Source organism: Streptomyces sp. NPDC033845, from assembly GCF_055576225.1.
This window is the reverse complement of sequence record NZ_JBVIRI010000005.1, coordinates 290,310-308,246: the sequence shown is the minus strand read 5'-3', so window position 1 is coordinate 308,246 and position 17,937 is coordinate 290,310. Positions and strand designations below refer to the sequence as shown.

Sequence of the window (17,937 nt, the reverse complement as noted above, 5' to 3'; positions counted from 1 at the left end):
ACCGAAGGGACGCGGAGAGGTTCCGTGCGGGGCTGCCGCCGGGTTCGGTGCCGGGCCCGTCGCCGGGCCGGATGGGGATGCAACCACGTTTGGCTGTCTGCGTGCCTGGTCAGAGGCCTGTCTTCGCCTCAGGCGAAGCGAGCGGAGGGAGGCGTTCCGGCCATTGGCCCGCGAATGGCGGCAATCCGCCGCCAGCCGCCGGGGGGGGGGGGGGGGGGGCGGGGGGGGGGGCCCCCCCGGGGGGGGGGGGGCGCGGGGGGGGGGGGGGGGGGGGGGGGGGGGGGGCGGGGGGGGGGGGGGGGGGGCGGGGGGGGGGGGGGGGGGGGGGGCGCGGGGGGGGGGGGGGGGGGGGGGGGGGGGGGGCCTGCGGCCGCCGGGGGGGGGGGCCCCCCCCGGGGCCCCCCCCCCCCCCCGGGGCCCCCCCCGCCCGGCGGCTGGTAGCGTGGCCGGCCGTTGGCCCGGGGGAGGGGTTCCACCGTCATGACCGTCCGAACCATGCGCACCGCCCGTACCGTTCGTACCGCCCGCACCGTCACGGGGGCCCGGGCGACCGCCGTCCTGCTGGCCGCCGCGCTGGTGCTCACCGGCTGCGGCGGTGGCAAGGGCAAGAAGTCCAAGTCCTCCTCGCGGAGCGGCGGCAAGAGCACGAGCCGGGACCACGGCGGCACGGGCTCCGGCGGCTCCGGCTCCGGCGGCTCCGGGAGCTCCGGGGGTTCGGGGAGCACGGCGGCGCCGGGGTCGGCGGTGGTCGGCACCGGCCTGGTGACCGGCTGTCCGGACGCCGCGCGGCCGTCCGTGGCGGTGTCGGTGACCTCCCGGCTGGACCGGGCGGAGACCTTCGTGGTGACGGTCCGGATGACGGACTCGGCCGGTCTGCACGTGGAGACCTTCACCGGCCGGCAGCGGCTGGAGGCCCGGGACAGCCGGGTGCTGACCGGCCGGATGCGGGCTCCGGAGCGGGCCGCCGAGGTGCGGAACTGCCGGGTGGAGTCCGTCGGCCTCGCCTCCCGGTCCACCACCGGCGGCTCCACCACCTCCGGGAGCGGCACCGGGGGCGCCTACGGGGGCACCTCCGGCGGGTCGGTCTCCCGCCCGAGGACCGGTCCGACGACCGGCCCGAAGACCGCGTCCAAGGGCCCCTCCAAGAGCACGAGGAGCACGTCGAAGGGCGGCTCGCGGTCCTCCGGCTCGAAGGGCCGCCGCTGACCGTCGTCGTCGCCCCCCGCCCGGCGGTCAGCGCAGCCGGTACTCCCGGCCGGGGCGGCGGTCGGCGAAGAGCGCGGCCTGCCGGTCCGGGGGCAGGTTGCCGAGGGCGATCAGCTGGGGGGCCTGGGCCAGCGCCTGCTGGAGGGCGGCCTGTTTCGCCGACCACAGGGCCCGTACGGTGCCCTGCACGGCCCCGGTCGGGAAGCCGGCCAGGGTCTCGGCGGCCCGCAGGGCGGCGGGCAGCAGCCCGGCCGGTGCGGTGAGCTCGGAGACCAGTCCGATCTCGTGGGCCCGCTGGGCGGAGAGCCGCTCGGCGGTGCCCATCAGGGACATCCGGGCGGCTTCCCCGAAGGGCATCCGCTGGGCCATGTAGACCGCCTCGTAGGCGCTGACCATGCCGTAGGCGGTGTGCGGGTCGAAGAAGCTGGCGGTGTCGGCGGCGATCAGGAACTCCGACTCCCCGAGCAGGTAGAAGGCCCCGCCGCAGGCCATGCCGTTGACGGCCGCGACCACCGGTTTCCAGAGGTCGTTGGCCTTGGGGCCGACGGTGAGCAGCGGGTCGTCCACCGAGTAGGGGGAGCCGGGCTGCGGGACCTCCGCCGACCGGTCGATGCCGGTGCAGAAGGCGGCCGTCCCGGCGCCGGTGAGGACCACCGCCCGGACCGTGTCGTCGAAGCGGAACTCCTGCCAGGCGGTGGTGAGTTCGGCGGCGGTGTCCAGGTCGATGGCGTTGTGCCGGTGTTCCCGGTCCAGGGTGAGGACGGCGACCCCGGTGGTCTTGTCCCGTTCGACGGACAGGCTCATGGCTTCTCCGCCGTCCAGCGGGGGACGCTCATCCCGCCGATCTCGGTGAAGACGACCTGCACCCGGGCGCCGATCCGGAGCCGGGAGGGGTCCACCGAGTCCAGTGGGGCGTCCGGGGCGGTCACCAGGTTGCCGGCCAGCCGGATGCCGGGGGCGTCGGCGAGTTCCACCAGGATCACGTTGTACGGGGCCTGTGCGGCGTACGCGGGCAGCAGCGGCGGGTGCGGCAGGACGTACGACCAGATGCGGCCGCGGCCGCTCATGGCCCGCCACTCGGAGGCGAAGGACTGGCAGTGCGGGCAGCAGGGGCGGGGCGGGAACCGGAGTCGGCCGCAGTCGGCGCAGGCCTGGATCCGGAGTTCGCCGCGGGCGGCGTAGTCCCAGAAGGGCTGCCCGTCCTCATCGGGGACGGGCAGCAGCAGTCCCTCGCCGGTGGTGCCGCCGGTACCGGCGGAGGTGCTCGGGGACACGGTCACGGGGGCTCCTCAGGCTCGGAGAAGGATCGCGGAGGTGGGCACGCCCTCGCCCGCCGTGACCAGGCAGGTCGCGGCGTCGGGGACCTGGGCGGTGGAGATGCCGCGGAGCTGCTTGACGCCCTCGTTGATCAGGTTGAAGCCGTGGACGTAGGCCTCGCTGAGTCCGCCCCCGCCGGTGTTGACCGGGAGCCGGCCGCCGATCTCCAGGGCGCCGCCCTCGGTGAACGCGGCGCCCTCGCCGCGCCCGCAGAAGCCGTAGCCCTCCAGGGAGAGCGGGATCAGCGGGGTGAAGGCGTCGTAGATCTGGGCCACGTCCACGTCCTGGGGGCCGAAGTCGGCCTGCTTCCACAGGTGCCGGGCGGCGGTCCAGGCGGGGCCGGAGAGCGGGTCGTCGTTCCAGTAGTTGACCATGCCGTGGTGCTGGGCGGGCAGGCCCTGGGCGACCGAGTGGACGTAGACGGGCTTCTGGCGGCAGTCCCGGGCCCGTTCGGCGGAGACGATCACGCAGGCCAGGGCCCCGTCGGTCTCCAGGCAGTTGTCGAAGAGGCAGAGCGGGTCGCTGATCCAGCGGGCGGTCATGTACATCTCGCGGGTCAGCGGGCGCTCGTACATCATCGCGGCCGGGTTCTGGTTGGCCCGGTTGCGGCAGGCCAGGGCCACGTTGAAGAGGTGGTCGCGGGTGGCGCCGTACTCGTGCATGTAGCGGCGGGCCAGCATGCCGATCTCGTCGGCCGGGCGGAGCAGCCCGAAGGGCCGGGTCCACTGGCCGGGGGTGGGCAGTTGTACCGCGGTGTTCTTCCAGGGGCGCGGGCCGCTGCCGCGTTTGCGGGAGCGCCAGGCGACTCCGACGGTGGCCTGTCCGGTGGCGACCGCGGCGGCGAGGTGTCCGACGGTGGCGCAGGAACCGCCGCCGCCGTAGCCGACCTTGGAGAAGAAGGTGACGTCGCCGGCGCCGATGGCCTTGGCGACCTCGACCTCGTCGGTCTCCTCCATGGTGTAGGAGGCGAAGGCGTCGACCTCGGCGGGCGCGATCCCCGCGTCCTCCAGCGCCGCCAGGATGGCCCGGCAGGCCAGTTCCTTCTCGCTCTGCGGGAGTCGTTTGGCAAAGGCGGTCTGGCCTATGCCGACGATCGCCGTGGCGTCCTTGAGCGTTGCCGCCATCGCCCCACCTCCGGGTGTGCGCGGGTGTGCACCAGTGCTGACAGCCGCGAAGGCTACAGCTAATCTGACGGATAGTCAGCTAGCTGGAGGGTGGGCGATGCGCGAAGACGAGCGGGGCGATCTGCGCTGGGGCAGCATTCCCGGTCTGGTCCGGGCGGCCGCGGAGCGGTACCCGGACCACGAGGCGGTGGTCGACGGCCGGGTCCGGATCGGCTACGCGGAACTCGGCGAGCGGGTCGAGCGGGCCGCCGCCGCCTGTATCGCCTCCGGGGTGGAACCCGGGGACCGGGTGGCCGTCTGGGCCCCCAACACCCTGGACTGGATCGTCTCCGCCCTGGGCGCGGTCACCGCCGGGGCCGTCCTGGTCCCGCTCAACACCCGGTTCAAGGGCACCGAGGCCGCCTACGTGCTGCGCCGCAGCCGGGCCCGGCTGCTCTTCGTCACCGGCACCTTCCTCGGCACCTCCTACGTGGCCTCGCTGCGCCGGGCGGCCGACGACGGCCCCGGGGACGGCCCGCTGCCCGGGCTGCCGCACCTGCGCGAGGTCGTGGTCCTCGCCGAGGACGCCCCGGAGTCCTTCCGCACCTGGAAGGAGTTCCTCAAGGGCGGCGAGGGGGTCGGGCCGGACACCGTCCGGGCCCGCGCGGACTCCATCGCCCCGGACGCCCCCTCCGACATCATCTTCACCTCGGGCACCACCGGCAGCCCCAAGGGGGCGGTGATCAGCCACGCCCAGACGCTCCGCTGCTACCAGGTGTGGAGCGAGCTCGCCGGGCTCCGCGAGGGCGACCGCTATCTGATCGTGAACCCGTTCTTCCACACCTTCGGCTACAAGGCCGGGATCATCGCCTGCCTGATGCGCGGGGCCACCATGGTCCCGCAGCCGGTGTTCAACGTGGAGACCGTCCTCGCCAACGTGGCCGCCGAGCGGATCTCCGTCCTCCCCGGCCCGCCCACCCTGCACCAGTCGCTGCTCGACCACCCGGCCCGCGACCACCACGACCTCTCCGCCCTGCGGCTGGTGGTCACCGGCGCGGCGGTGGTCCCGCTCCGGCTGGTCGAGCGGCTCCGCGCCGAGCTGAAGATCGCCACCGTGCTCACCGCGTACGGCCTCTCCGAGGCCAGCGGCATCGTCACCATGTGCCGGCGCGGGGACCCGGCCGAGACCGTGGCCGCCACCTCCGGCCGGGCCATCCCCGGCACCGAGGTCCGGATCACCGGCCCCGAGGGGCAGGTGCTGCCGCCCGGTGAGGCGGGCGAGGTCCAGGTCCGCGGCCACCACGTGATGCGCGGCTACTACGAGGACCCCGAGGAGACCGCCCGCGCCATCACCCCGGAGGGCTGGCTGCGGACCGGGGACATCGGGGTGCTGGACCCGGCCGGCAACCTGCGGATCACCGACCGGATCAAGGACATGTTCATCGTCGGCGGGTTCAACGCCTATCCGGCCGAGATCGAACAGCTCCTCGGACTGCACCCGGACATCGCCGACGTGGCCGTGGTCGGCGTCCCCGACCCCCGCCTCGGCGAGGTCGGCAAGGCCTACGCGGTCCGCCGCCCCGGCGCCACCCTCACCTCGGACGACCTGATCGCCTGGTCCCGCCGGGAGATGGCCAACTACAAGGTGCCGCGCCAGGTCGAGTTCGTCCCCGAACTCCCGCGCAACGCCAGCGGCAAGGTCCTCAAGACCGAGCTCCGGGCCCGGCCGCACGCCCCGTCCTGACGGGCCGCCGGGGGACGACCCCGGGCGGAGGCCGAGGTGTTCACCCGTTCGGGCTAGCCTGCACGGGTGACCAGGCAAAGATCAGTCATCCGGTTCCGCTGGGAGGGTCCCGTCCTGGGGGCCATCGTGGCCCTCGCCGTGCTCATCGTGGGCATCGTCGTGCTGCTGCCCGAGGACGGCGGGGACAAGCCGCCGGCCGCCACCGAGGCGGTGCGGACCGGACCGCTGCCCGCGGAGCTCTCCGCGCCCTTCACCGCGTTCACCGAGGGCTACGACTGCTTCCGGATCCCCACCCTGACCACCACCACGACCGGCCAGCTGCTGGCCATCGCCGAAGCCCGCACCAAGGGCTGCGCCGACATCGGCGACATCGACCTGGTCATGAAGCGGTCCACCGACCACGGACGCACCTGGGGCCCGCTCCAGGTGATCCGCGGCGCCGACGACTCCGGCGGCTTCGGCAACCCGGTCCCCATGGTCGACTCCGAGTCCGGCCGGCTCACCCTCATGTACGCGTACAACGACTGGAGCGCCGGCCCCAAGGGCGACCGGGTCCGGGCCCCGCGGGAACTCCGGATGGCGCACAGCACCGACGACGGGGCCACCTGGACCGCCGCCCTCACCTCCCTCGGCCAGCTCAAGCGGGCGGACTGGGAGTGGGTGTCGGTGGGCCCCGGGCATGGCATCCAGCTGCGCTCCGAGGAGAGCGGCAAGCCCGGCCGGATGGTCGTCACCGGTGACTACCGCAAGCGCGGCAACGCCCACGGGGCGATGCTCTACTACAGCGACGACGGCGGCCTGTCCTGGGAGCTCGGCGCCAGCTGGGACGCCCCCGAGGGCAGCCCGGCCCCCGGCGAGCCGGCCCTGACCGAGCTGCCCGACGGCCGCATCTACATCAACGCCCGGTCCACCCAGACCTGCGGCACCACCGACCACCGGGTGTCCGCGGTCATCGAGGACGTCACCGCCGCCGAGTTCCCCGAACCCGGCTTCCGGCCGGTCCCCAACCTGGCGGCCCCGCCGGTCTCCGGCTCCCTGCTCCAGGTCCCCGGCGGCCCGCTGCTGTTCTCCTCCCCGACCCGCCCCGGCGCCGAGTTCTCCGACCGCTGGACGCTCGCCGTGCGCACCTCCCGGGACGGCGGCGCCACCTGGTCCTCCAAGGGGGCCGTGGTCGCCCGGGAACGCGCCGGGTACTCGGAGATGGCGCTGATGCGCAACGGCGAGGTCGGCCTGCTCTACGAGACCGGCACCACCAACTCCACCGGCTCGCTGAAGTTCACCGCCTTCGACCCCTCCTGGGTGGGCCCGGCCGCCGAGGACCTCACCCCCCGCCGCACCAGCGACGACACCCCGAACAAGAACCACGCCCTGGTCCACGGCCGCCCGGGGATCATCGCCCGCGAGTCCGGCAAGGCGCTGTACCTCAACGGCACCACCGACTACCTGCGGCTGGTCAACTGCACCGACTCGCTGCGGCTGGGCGGGGACTTCGCGGTCGCCGCCTGGGTGCGGTTCGACGGCGGCACCGGCCGGCAGCCGCTGCTGTGGGCCTCCGGGCAGAACGCCCCCAACCGGCAGCTGGTCGTCGAGACCGTCGACGGCCGGATCGAGGCGCGGATCAACGGCGGCGGCCGGAAGCCGGCCACCGTGGCCACCCAGGGCCGCTTCCACGGGGAACGCTGGCGGCATGTGGTCGTCCAGCGGGTGGGCCGCCAGCTCCAGCTGTCCGTGGACGGCGGCCCGGCCCAGGTCACCGACCTGGAGGACGGCCACATGGCCTTCCAGCCGGAGGACGCCTTCACCGTCTACATCGGCACCCAGCCCGACCACAAGGCCTACTACCGGGGCGCCCTGGACGACCTGCGGATCTACGGCCGGGCGCTGACCACGGAGGACCTGACCGCCCTGCGGACCGGCCGCGAGGTCCGGCCCGACCAGGAACGGGTCCGGCTCAGCATGTCCAGCGTCTGGTGAGCCCGCCGGGCCCGGCCCGGTTCAGGCCGGGCGGCGGGCCAGCAGGAGCCGCCAGTTCGGGGTGCCGTCCGGGCGTCGGCCGAACCGGTCCAGCGGCAGGGTCTCCACGCCGAACCCGGCCCGCTCCAGATCGGCCCGGACCGCCCCGAACGGGAAGGTCCGGTAGTACATGACGAAGCTCGGCCGCCACACCGCGTTCCGCACCCGCATCGCCGCGTCGAACCCGGCCGCCGCCCAGTAGAGCGGGGAGCCGGCCGGCAGCGGGGCCCCGATCGGGAACGCGAACACCCCGCCCGGCCGCAGCGCCCCGTGCACCCCGCGGAACAGGGCGGGCCGCTCGGCGGGCAGGAAGTGGCCGAAGGCCCCGAAGCTGACCGCCAGGTCGTAGCGGCCGGTCAGGTCGTACGCCCGGTCCGGGCCGCCCGGCAGCTCCCGGGCGTCGGCCCGGACGAAGTCCACGGCCGGACCGCCGCCCGGCCCGTACCCGTCGCCGCGGTCGCCGTCCGGCCCGTGGCGGCGCCCGGCCTCCGCGAGCATGCCGGCGCTGATGTCCACCCCGGTCACCCGCTCCCGGCACAGCCGCCGCAGCAGGCCCGTACCGGCACCGGTGCCGCAGCACAGGTCCAGCCCGGCCGGGACCGTGCCCACCTCCGCGGCGAGGGCCTCCTCCACGGCGTCGAGCATCCGGTCCGGGGTCCGGAACGGGGTGTGGTCGAACTTGGGGGCGAGCAGGTCGTAGCCCCGCTCGACGGAGGACAGGGCCTGGACGGCCAGTTCACGCACGCTGGGACCCGAGGGAGCGAACATGCCCCCCACCCTAGGGTGTCCTCCCCGGCCGCCCGGTCCGGTCCCGCTACCTTCCGCCGCATGACAGAAGAGCCCACGGTCGTCCTGGTCCACGGATTCTGGGGCGGCGCCGCCCACTGGTCGAAGGTCATCACCGAGCTGGACCGGCGCGGCCTCGGCGAGCTGCGCGCCGTCGAGCTGCCGCTGACCTCCCTCGCGGAGGACGCGGAGCGGACCCGCCGGATGGTCCGGCAGGTCGACGGACCGGTCCTGCTGGTGGGCCATTCCTACGGCGGGGCGGTGATCACCGAGGCCGGGGACCTGCCGAACGTCACCGGGCTCGTCTACATCGCCGCCTTCGCGCCCGACGCGGGCGAGAGCCCCGGGCAGATCAGCGAGCAGAACCCGCCGGCGGCCTTCCCGAACCTGGCCCCGGACTCCGACGGCTATCTGTGGCTCCGGCAGGACAAGTTCCACGAGAGCTTCTGCCAGGACCTGGCCGCCGAGGAGGCCCGGGTGATGGCGGTGACCCAGAAGGCCCCGCTGGCCGGCACCTTCGGGGACACCGTCACGGCCCCGGCCTGGCGGGCCAAGCCCACCTGGTACCAGCTGTCCCGGGAGGACCGGATGATCCACCCGGCCAACCAGCGGATGATGGCGGACCGGATGGCCCCCCGCGAGTTCGTCGAACTCGACGCCGGACACGCCTCGCTGGCCTCCCGGCCCGGCCCGGTGTCCGACCTGATCGAGGCCGCCGCCCGCGCTTAGCCCGCCGGGCGGTCCGGGCCGTCCGGACGCACGTGTGCGGCGGCCCCGATGGCTCCCCCTCCGGGCCACCGCGACCGCCGCACACCCCCCGTACGTCCCCCGTACGTTCCCCCGTGCCCCCCGTGGTTCCCCCGTGCCGGCCGGTCCGGGTTACGGACGCGGGCCGGTCGCGTGGTTGTCGAGCGTCTGGAGCTCCTCGCCGGTGGCGTGGTTGTCCAGCGGGCCGGCCCCCGGCTTGGTGCCCGGCTTGACCACCGGCTTGGTGGGGTCGGGCTTGATCTCGATGCCGGTGGCGTGGTTGTCCAGCGAGATGATGTCGCCCTCGCCCGGAATCGCGTTCTCAGTCGTCATCGTCCACTCCTGAAGGTTGGCCGTCCCGTTCGGCGATTCCCCCGTGGACCGCCGAACGGGTCTTTCCTGTCCGACCCGCATGCCCCCCGGCGCCTCGGGTCGATGAACCCATCATGTCGGACCGGGATAAACGAACGATGAACGCCCCCGCGGCGCCCGTTCAGGCGGCCAGTTCCGAGGACAGCAGGGCGCGCACCTCGGCGAGTTCGGCGGATCCCAGCTGCTCGAACACCGCCTGGGCGTCCTTCCAGCAGGCCCGCGCCCGGTCGATCTGCCCGATCCGGTACAGCGCCCGGCCCAGCACCATCACCACGCAGGCCCGCCGCCACTCCCCGCCCATCACCCGCAGGGCGATGGCCTGTTCGGCGTGCGAGGCCGCCATGGTGGCCCGTCCGGAGGCCAGGTGGACCTCGGCGAGCCGGTAGTGGGTGATGCCCTCCCACAGCGGCTGCCGGTTGTCGTGGAACAGCGACCGGGCCTCGGACAGCTGCTCCAGGGCCTCCTTGAGCCGGCCCGCCTGGATCAGCACGGTGCCCAGCGCGTACCGCCCGTTGGCCAGCCGCAGGGTGAGCCCCATCCGGTCGTAGATGGCGATGCCCTCCTCGGCCAGCTCGATGGCGGAGGGCAGCCGGCCCAGGTTGGCCCGGATCCGGGACAGGTTGCACAGGGCGCTGGCCTCGCCGACCTTGTTGCCGTCGGCGCGGAAGTTGCCGATGGCTTCCAGGAGGTGGCGTTCGCCGTCCTCGTTGCGGCCCTCGTAGAGCGCGATGATGCCCCGGTCGTTGGGCGCCCAGCAACTGGGCAGCGGGTCCCCGGCGGCCCGGGCCAGCGCGGTGGCCTGCCGGGCCTCGTCGTCGGCCTCGGCGAACCGGCCGGCCACCAGGTGCACGTTGGTGAGGATGGTCCGGGCCCGGCCCTCGGCGTGCGGGTCGCGGGCGTTCTCCGCGGCCTCGCGCAGCGCGATGGCGGCGGACTCGTACTGCTTGGAGTTGGCCCCCGATTCCAGGAGGTCCTTCCCGGCCCACAGCAGGTCCACGGCCCGGCGCAGCGGGCCGGGGGTGTCGTGCTGCCGGGCGGCGGTCTGCCGTACGCAGGCCAGCAGCGGGTTCGCCTCCGCGTACAGCCAGTCCAGGGCGGCGTGCCGGTCGGCGAACGCCGGGCCGGGGTGGGCGGTCGGGGCCAGGTGGCCGACCAGCCGGTCACCGGGCCGCTCCAGCGCGTACACGGCGGCCACGCTGGCCAGGTAGAAGTCCAGCAGCCGGGAGAGCGCGTCCCGGCCTCCGGACTCGGGCCGCTCGTCGCGTTCGGCGCAGGCCCGGGCGTAGAGGCGTACGAGGTCGTGGAAGCGGTAGCGGCCGGGCGCGGCCGATTCCAGCAGGGAGCAGTCGACCAGGGCTTCGAGGAGGTCCTCGGTGGTGTGCTCGGGCAGGTCCAGCAGCGCGGCGGCCGCGCCGAGGGAGATGTCCGGGCCGTCGGCGAGGCCCAGCAGCCGGAAGGCCCGCTGCTGGCCGGGCTCCAGCTGGCCGTAGCCGAGTTCGAAGGTGGCCTTCACGGCGAGGTCGCCGGTCTGGAGCTCGTCCAGTCGGCGGCGCTCGTCGGCGAGCTTGGCGGCCAGCACCGACACCGTCCAGGTGCGGCGGGCGGCCAGCCGGGAGGCGGCGATCCGGATGGCCAGCGGCAGGAACCCGCAGGCGCCGACCACGTCCAGGGCGGCCTGCCGTTCGGCGCCGACCCGTTCCGCGCCGACGATCCGGGTGAACAGCTGGAGGGCCTCCTCGGGGGACATCACGTCGAGGTCGACCAGGTGTGCCCCGGCCAGTCCGGCCATCCGGACCCGGCTGGTGACCAGGGCTGCGCAGCCGGCGGTGCCGGGCAGCAGCGGGCGGACCTGGGCGGCGTCCCGGGCGTTGTCGAGGAGGACGAGGACGCGGCGGCCGTCGAGGGTGGAGCGATACAGCGCGGCCCGTTCGGCGGCGGTGTCGGGGATGGCGGTGTCGGGGGTGCCGAGGGCGCGGAGGAAGGCGCCGAGCACGGCGACGGGTTCGGCGGGGCGGGCCTCGGTGCCCTGGAGGTCCACGTACAGCTGGCCGTCGGGGAACCGGGGGCGGGCGGCGTGGGCCACGTGCACGGCCAGGGTGGTCTTGCCGACGCCGCCGATGCCGGCCAGCGCGGACACCGCCATCACCTGGCCCTCGGAGGCGGAGAGGATCTCGGAGAGCTCCTGGACGAAGGCGGTCCGGCCGGTGAAGTCGGGCACGGTGGCGGGCAGCTGGGCGGGCCGGACCGGGCGGGGCGCGGTGGCGGGTTCGGGGGCGGCGGTGCGGTCGAGTTCGCTGTCGGCGCGCAGGATCCGCTGCTGGAGGGCGGAGAGCTCGGGGCGCGGGTCCACGCCGAGCTCGTCGGCGAGCAGCCGGCGGGTGTCGGCGTAGACGGCGAGGGCCTCGGCCTGCCGGCCGCTGCGGTAGAGGGCGAGCATGAGGAGCTCGCGGAGCCGTTCGCGCAGCGGGTGGGCGGCGGTGAGGGCGGTGAGCTCGGAGACGGCCTCGGCGTGGCTGCCGAGGTCGAGGTCGAGGTCGAGCCGGGTCTCCAGGAGCTGGAGCCGCCATTCGCCGAGCCGGGTGCGTTCGGTGTCGGCGTACGGTCCGGGCACCCCGGCGAGCGGTTCGCCGTCCCACAGGTCCAGGGCGCGGCCGAGCAGGACGCGGGCGGTGGGGCGGTCGCCGGTGGTGCGTGCGGTGTCGGCGGCGGCGGCGAGTTCGCGGGCCTCCGCGAGGTCGAGGGCGACGGGGGTGCCGAGCCGGATGGCGTAGCCGCCGGACTCGCTGACCAGGGCGCCCGGGTCGAGGATCTTGCGGATCCGGGAGGCGTAGGTGCGGATGGTGGCCAGGGCCTGCGGGGGCGGGTCCTCGCCCCAGATGGCGTCGATCAGCTCGGGGGCGGTGGCGGTCCGGCCCTCGCGCAGCAGCAGGGCGGCGAGCAGGGCGCGCTGCTGGGGGCTTCCGGAAGCGAGTGGTTCGGTTCCGCGCCAGGCGCGGATGGGGCCGAGTACGGCGAAGCGGGGTCCGGGCGGGGCCTGTTCGGCGGTCCGGCCGCCCTGGGGGGCGGTGCGCTGCTGCGGAATGGCGGGTGTGCCGGCCTTGCCCTCCATCTGTCTTCCCCTCCCTCGTCGCTCCGTCGCGGCCCGTTGCGATCCGTTGCGATCCGTTGTCGAGTGCAACGGTCAGTCTGCCCTGTTTGCTGCGGGCACGTCAGCCCACCCGGGCCCCGCCCGTGTACCGAGCACGTCCCAACTAGCTGACGGTTCGTCAGATCAGCGCTACCGTAAGACCCATGGAGACCTTCCCGAAGATCATCTCGGTGGACGACCACACAGTGGAGCCCCCTCACGTCTGGCGGGACCGGCTCCCGTCCAAATACCGCGACACCGGCCCGCGCGTGGTCCGCGCCCCCCTCAAGGAAATGACCTTCCTCGGCGGCAAGTTCGCCCCGGTCATGGGAGCGCCCGGCGACGACGGCCCGATCGGCGACTGGTGGGTCTACGAGGACCTGCACCGGCCGCTGACCCGCCTCGACACCGCCGTCGGCTACGACCGGGACGAGATCAAACTGGAGGTCATCACCTACGAGCAGATGCGCCCGGGCTCCTTCTCCGTCCCGGACCGGCTCGCCGACATGGACGTCAACCACGTCCAGTCCGCCCTCTGCTTCCCCACCTTCCCGCGCTTCTGCGGCCAGACCTTCACCGAGGCCAAGGACCGCGAGCTGGGTCTGCTGGGCGTCCGCGCCTACAACGACTGGATGGTCGAGGAGTGGTGCGGCCCCGAGGCCGGCGGTCGGCTGATCCCGCTCACCCTGATCCCGCTCTGGGACGCCCGCCTGGCCGCCGCCGAGGTCCGCCGCAACGCCGCCCGCGGGGTCCGCGCCGTCGCCTTCTCCGAGATACCCCCGCACCTGGGCCTGCCGTCCGTCCACACCGACGAGTGGGACCCCTTCCTCCAGGCCTGCGACGAGACCGGCACGGTCATCGCCATGCACATCGGCTCCTCCAGCCGGATGCCCTCCACCTCCGCCGACGCCCCGCCCGCCGTGGGCTCCACCATCACCTTCGCCAACTGCTGCTTCTCCATGGTCGACTGGCTGATGAGCGGCAAGTTCGAACGCTTCCCCAACCTGAAGATCATGTACGCGGAGGGCCAGATCGGCTGGATCCCCTACATCCTGGAACGCGCCGACGTGGTCTGGGAGGAGAACCGCGGCTGGGGCGGCGTCGCCGACAAGGTCCACCGGCCGCCGTCCGAGCTGTTCACCGAGCACGTCTACGGCTGCTTCTTCGACGACGCGTTCGGTCTGAAGAACCTGGACGCCATCGGCGTCGGCAACGTCCTCTACGAGACCGACTACCCGCACTCCGACTCCACCTGGCCCAAGTCCCGGGAGGTCGGCGAGGCCCAGATGGGCCACCTGCCCCCCGCCGACGTGGACCGCATCGTCCGCGGCAACGCCATCGACCTCCTGGGCCTCACCCCGGACGGCCTCTGGGCGGGCCCCGGCGCCTGACCCGCCCCCGGGCGCCCGCCCACCGCCCCGGCCCGCGCCCGAACGCGCAGGTCCGGGGCGGTCGGCGGAATCCGGTTGCGCAATTCCCCGACCGGTTGCGGAATGGCCGGGACCGCCCCCGTGATCACCGGGACCGATTGCCGGGGCGCCGACCCCGTGTTTGCATTCCGGTGATCGACGCGGACACCGCCTCCGTGGAAGCCCGCCCCGCTGCGGCTGCGCACGGCCACCGTCGGTCTGACCGACGCCAAGGGGGTCTTCCGCCCCTTCCCCGCCCCGACCGGCCAGGACTGCCGCAGGCCGGACCGGCAGACTCCTCGCCAAGGGCGACCACCTCGCCTGGGCCCGTCTCGACCCCGCCCCCGGCTCCCGCGCCACCTACCAGGTCACCCGCTGGAAGTGATCCGGCCGGTTCCCGGCCCGCCCCGCGTCAGGGGTTGGCCGGGGGCGGGTTGGTGGTGGGGGCCTCCAGGGTGGCCCCGGGCTTGATCTTGAAGGAGTGGATCGGAGGGCCGATCACCACGCCGCCGGGGCTCATCGGGGTGGGGTCCCAGGGTGCGCCCGAGCAGTTCTCGCCCTGGTAGATGAACACGGCCGTGGAGGTGTTGTTGCTGACGGACCCGAAGGCGCTGCCCTCGGGCGGGTCGGGGAAGACCTCGTCGAGGGTGTAGCACTTCCCGTCCGTCGGCGAGTTGATGACCTTGATCGGAGCGCCTATGAGTTTTCCCCCGTCCCCGGGGGTGCTCAGGGTGACCTGTACGGCGCCCACGGCGGCCGAGGCCCCCGTCGGGACGGTCACGGTGAGCGTCAGGGCCGTTCCCACGGCGAGGGACAGCCCGGCCCAGCGGGCGATCGGCCGACGGAGCATGGCAACCTCCAAGGTGCCGGAAGGCGCTGCGCGGGGTGCTGTCCCGGCGCTGCCCGGGTGCCGCCCCGGCTCGCGCCGGTCCCCCGCTGCCCCCTTCCGCCCCAGTATCCGCCGCCCGGGCCGGCGCCGCACACGCGGCCGCCGGCCCCGTCCGGTGGGGCTACAGGGCGGTCGGCTGGACCGAGGACCAGCCCTTGGCGGTCGGGGTGTAGACCAGGCCGCCGACCACCAGGAAGCCTTCCGGGCCCTCGCGGACCTGGCGGACCCCGCCCGGGACCTCGAACTCCTTGACCTTCTTCCGGGTGGCCAGGTCCACGACCACGCCGGAGTTCCGGCACCGCACATAGGCCAGTCCGTCCGTCACCACCACCGCGTTCGCCGCCTCCGGGCGCCGGGAGTCGGCGCAGTCCCGGGGGAGCGGGAGCCGCCAGAGGGCGCCGCCGGAGTCCTGGTTGAGCTCCATGAAGGCGGGCTCACCGCTCAGCGAGGCCGCCATCAGGTACGTCCGGCCGGCGGCCACCGCCAGTCCGGACAGCGGCTGCCCGCCGTACGGGATGTCGATCGCCTCGTCCTTCCCGGTCTCCCCGCGCAGCACGCTCGGCCCGCTGTCCCGGTTGCACAGGAACACGGCCTCCCGGCTGCCCTTCGGCAGCACCGCCATCCCGCGCGACTGGCAGGGCGCGGACATCGGGAAGATGGTGGCGTCCTCGACCCCGATGGGGATCTGCTTCCCGGTGGCCCCGTTCACGGCCGCCATGAAGGCCTGCAACCCGACGTCGGGGTTCTGCAGCCGCCCCTGCACGTACACCCGGCCGCCCGCCACCCGCAGCGCCGGATAGCCGTCGTCGGAGGGTTCCACGGTGGTCGTCCACAGGGTCTGGGCGGCCCGCGTCTCCACGGCCGTCACCGTGCCCTGGTCGTTCACCGCGTATGCCCGCCCGCCCTGCGGGTCCAGGGTCAGCCGACGGAACTTCGTGTCGGTGCGGTTCTGCCCGCGGATGCCGCCGTCGGCCATGGCGACGGCGGTGAACCCGTTGTCGCCGAGCACCACCACGGTGTCCCCGTCCACCACGGGGGCCTCGTTCCGGATGCTCATGTCCTGCGTCCACTGGACCAGGCCGGTCGCCGCGTCGTAGCGGGTGAGGGTGCCGAACCTGTCGCCGGTCGGGCTGGGCGTGCCGCACACGAGCGAGGCGTCCGCGTAGACGCAGTTGCCCGCCCCGGCCGCCCCGCTCCAGGCCCGCCAGCCGGCGGGGCGGCGGGCGGAGGAGTCGGCGTAGGCGTGGGTGCCGTCCGCGTTGCCGCCGATGGTGGGCGCGTACGCGGACAGGGTGCCGGTCACCGCGGACCGGCCGGACGCGGGCGGGGCCGACGCCGAGGGCGAGCGCTGCCCGGCCGGACTGCTCGCCGTTCCCGGGGTCTTGGGGTCGGCCCCGGGGCCGTCGTCCCGGAGGCCGAGGCCGAGGTAGGTGCCGCCGCCGGCGAGCACCGCGACCGCGAGCACCCCGGCGAGGATCCCCCGCCGCCCCCGCCGCCCCGGCCGCCCCGGCCGCCGCCCGCCGCCACCCGCGGGCCCGGTCACCGGTTCCAGGTCCGCGACGGGCCCGGTGGGCGGCCCGGACCGCCGGGTCGGACCGCCGGGCGCCGCCGCCCCGAGGAGCACCGCCCCGCCCGCGTCCCCCGTGCCGCCGGTGGCCGCCGAGCCCTCGGCCCGGGAAGGCGCCCCGGCCGCCGGACCGGAGCCCACCGGACCGGAGACGTGCTCCCAGGCGGCTGCCGGGAGCTCCGCCAGTGCGGCCAGCAGCGCGTTCGGGCCCGGCCGGGCCTCGGGCTCCTTGGCGAGGCAGGCGCCCAGCAGCGAGCGCAGCGGCTCCTCGACCTCCCCCAGCTCGGGCGGCACCGAAACCACCCGGTAGGCCGTCATGTAGTGCGAGTCCGCGTCGAACGGCCCCCGCCCGGTGGCCGCGAACACCAGCACCGACCCCAGCGAGAACACGTCCGAGGAGGGCTTCACCCGCTGCGGGGCCGACAGCTGCTCGGGCGACATGAACGGCGGGGTGCCCAGGATCTGCCCGGTGGAGGTCAGGGTCTGCTGTCCGGCGGCCCGCGAGATCCCGAAGTCGATGACCCGCGGCCCGTCGTCCGTCAGCAGCACGTTGTCCGGTTTCAGATCGCGGTGGATCACCCCGGTGGTGTGCAGCTCGCGCAGTGCCTCCACCAGCCCCAGCGCCAGGACCCGCAGTTCGTCCCCGCGCAGGGGCCCGTCGCCCTTCACCCGGGCGCCGAGCGTCCGGCCGGGAACCAGCTGGGTGGCCATCCAGGGCCGGTCGGCGTCGGGATCGGCGTCCACCACGGGCGCGGTGAAGGCGCCGCTCACCCGGCGGGCGGCCGCCACCTCCTGCCGGAACCGGGTCCGGAACTCCGGGTCGTCGGCGAACTGCTGGTGCACCACCTTCACGGCGACCAGCCGCCCGGAGGCCGCGCGCCCGGAGAAGACCGTTCCCATGCCGCCGGACCCGAGCCGGTCGATCAGGACGTAACCGCCGATCGCCCGCGGATCTCCGTCCCGCAGTGTCATGTCCCCGCCCCGCCCGCCCCGTGTCTCTTCCCGTCGGCGGCAGCCTATCCCGGCAGCCCGCCGAGCCCCCGGGCCGCCGCCCGCCAAGGGGGATTTGCCCATGGAAGAGCCCTCGGGGTCGTCGTCGGAACCCGACCACCGGCGCGCTCCGCATCCCCGCCGTCCTGGCCGCCGCGGCGGCCCTGCTGTCGGTCGCCGCCTGCGTCCCGGTCGCCGCCGGTACGGACGGCAAGGCGGCCCCGCCCGCCGCCGCGCCCACCGGCACCCCGGGCGCGTCCGCCCCCGCGAAGCCCGCCACCACCCCGTGCGGCGCTGCGGACATCTCGCTCGACACGGCCTTCTACCGCCAGGACGGCCGACGGCACGTCCTCCTGACGGCCACCAACACCGGGGACGCGCCCTGCACCCTCTACCGCTACCCGTGGGTGCGCCTCGGGGACTCCCCGGACCCCATCGGACCGCTGGAGTCCGACCACCGCGCGATCGCCACGATCGGCCCGGGGGAGAAGGGCTACGCGGGCCTGCGCCTCCACCGGATCGGCGACGAGACGGAACGGGCGACCCGGATGACCGTCGGCTTCGGCACCCGGGAGAACACCTCCGAGGCGGGCCGGCCCCTACCCGTCCCGCCGACCGCCGGGATCGGTCGCGGTCGTCCTGTCGGCGCCTGAGGGCTGTCGTCGAG

At 74.8% G+C, this 17,937-nt stretch carries 14 protein-coding genes; 6 read left to right on the top strand and 8 right to left on the bottom strand.

What is annotated here, in order from left to right:
• Positions 1-480: 480 nt before the first annotated feature.
• Positions 481-1,206 carry a hypothetical protein gene (locus tag ACZ50K_RS13690; RefSeq protein ID WP_468901858.1) on the top strand — a complete coding sequence of 242 codons (726 nt, stop codon included), beginning with the start codon at positions 481-483 and terminating at the stop codon, positions 1,204-1,206.
• Between the two features lie 27 nt (positions 1,207-1,233).
• Here the strand turns inward: ACZ50K_RS13690 and ACZ50K_RS13685 are convergent, their stop codons facing one another.
• The 3 genes from ACZ50K_RS13685 to ACZ50K_RS13675 form a co-directional block, all read right to left on the bottom strand.
• Positions 1,234-2,010, bottom strand: a complete 777-nt coding sequence (locus ACZ50K_RS13685; RefSeq protein WP_468901855.1) for an enoyl-CoA hydratase/isomerase family protein — start codon at positions 2,008-2,010, stop codon at positions 1,234-1,236.
• A complete protein-coding gene (locus ACZ50K_RS13680; RefSeq protein WP_468902421.1) occupies positions 2,007-2,432 on the bottom strand; it encodes a Zn-ribbon domain-containing OB-fold protein in 426 nt (141 codons plus the stop codon). The genes ACZ50K_RS13685 and ACZ50K_RS13680 overlap by 4 nt, the downstream gene beginning before the upstream one ends.
• A 63-nt stretch (positions 2,433-2,495) precedes the next feature.
• Positions 2,496-3,647, bottom strand: a complete 1,152-nt coding sequence (locus tag ACZ50K_RS13675) for a lipid-transfer protein (RefSeq protein WP_468901852.1) — start codon at positions 3,645-3,647, stop codon at positions 2,496-2,498.
• Between the two features lie 97 nt (positions 3,648-3,744).
• Between ACZ50K_RS13675 and ACZ50K_RS13670 the strand changes: the two genes are divergently transcribed.
• On the top strand, positions 3,745-5,370 hold the full coding sequence (locus ACZ50K_RS13670; protein WP_468901850.1) for a FadD3 family acyl-CoA ligase: 1,626 nt from the start codon (positions 3,745-3,747) through the stop codon (positions 5,368-5,370).
• Positions 5,371-5,436: 66 nt separating this feature from the next.
• A complete protein-coding gene (locus ACZ50K_RS13665; protein WP_468901849.1) occupies positions 5,437-7,344 on the top strand; it encodes an exo-alpha-sialidase in 1,908 nt (635 codons plus the stop codon).
• Positions 7,345-7,365: 21 nt separating this feature from the next.
• Here ACZ50K_RS13665 and ACZ50K_RS13660 read toward each other — a convergent pair whose 3' ends face one another.
• Positions 7,366-8,151 (bottom strand): class I SAM-dependent DNA methyltransferase, encoded by a 786-nt coding sequence (locus ACZ50K_RS13660; RefSeq protein WP_468901847.1) that lies wholly within the window; start codon positions 8,149-8,151, stop codon positions 7,366-7,368.
• A 60-nt stretch (positions 8,152-8,211) separates the two neighbouring features.
• Here ACZ50K_RS13660 and ACZ50K_RS13655 point away from each other — a divergent pair, with 60 nt between their 5' ends.
• Positions 8,212-8,898: an alpha/beta hydrolase gene (locus tag ACZ50K_RS13655; protein ID WP_468901844.1), complete on the top strand. Its 687-nt coding sequence runs from the start codon at positions 8,212-8,214 to the stop codon at positions 8,896-8,898.
• Positions 8,899-9,048: 150 nt separating this feature from the next.
• Here the strand turns inward: ACZ50K_RS13655 and ACZ50K_RS13650 are convergent, their stop codons facing one another.
• A complete protein-coding gene (locus ACZ50K_RS13650; protein WP_468901843.1) occupies positions 9,049-9,249 on the bottom strand; it encodes a hypothetical protein in 201 nt (66 codons plus the stop codon).
• Between the two features lie 160 nt (positions 9,250-9,409).
• Complete coding sequence (gene afsR, locus ACZ50K_RS13645) at positions 9,410-12,397, bottom strand: SARP-family global regulator AfsR (RefSeq protein WP_468901841.1); 2,988 nt, start codon at positions 12,395-12,397, stop codon at positions 9,410-9,412.
• A 182-nt stretch (positions 12,398-12,579) separates the two neighbouring features.
• On the opposite strand from afsR, the gene ACZ50K_RS13640 reads away from it, so the two are divergent.
• Complete coding sequence (locus ACZ50K_RS13640) at positions 12,580-13,806, top strand: amidohydrolase family protein (protein WP_468901838.1); 1,227 nt, start codon at positions 12,580-12,582, stop codon at positions 13,804-13,806.
• 430 nt (positions 13,807-14,236) lie between these two features.
• On the opposite strand, the gene ACZ50K_RS13635 is transcribed toward ACZ50K_RS13640, so the two are convergent.
• Positions 14,237-14,674: a hypothetical protein gene (locus ACZ50K_RS13635; protein ID WP_468901835.1), complete on the bottom strand. Its 438-nt coding sequence runs from the start codon at positions 14,672-14,674 to the stop codon at positions 14,237-14,239.
• Positions 14,675-14,834: 160 nt separating this feature from the next.
• Positions 14,835-17,252 carry a protein kinase domain-containing protein gene (locus tag ACZ50K_RS13630; RefSeq protein WP_468901832.1) on the bottom strand — a complete coding sequence of 806 codons (2,418 nt, stop codon included), beginning with the start codon at positions 17,250-17,252 and terminating at the stop codon, positions 14,835-14,837.
• A gap of 20 nt (positions 17,253-17,272) precedes the next feature.
• Between ACZ50K_RS13630 and ACZ50K_RS13625 the strand changes: the two genes are divergently transcribed.
• Complete coding sequence (locus ACZ50K_RS13625) at positions 17,273-17,923, top strand: DUF4232 domain-containing protein (RefSeq protein WP_468901829.1); 651 nt, start codon at positions 17,273-17,275, stop codon at positions 17,921-17,923.
• The last annotated feature ends 14 nt before the right edge of the window (positions 17,924-17,937 follow it).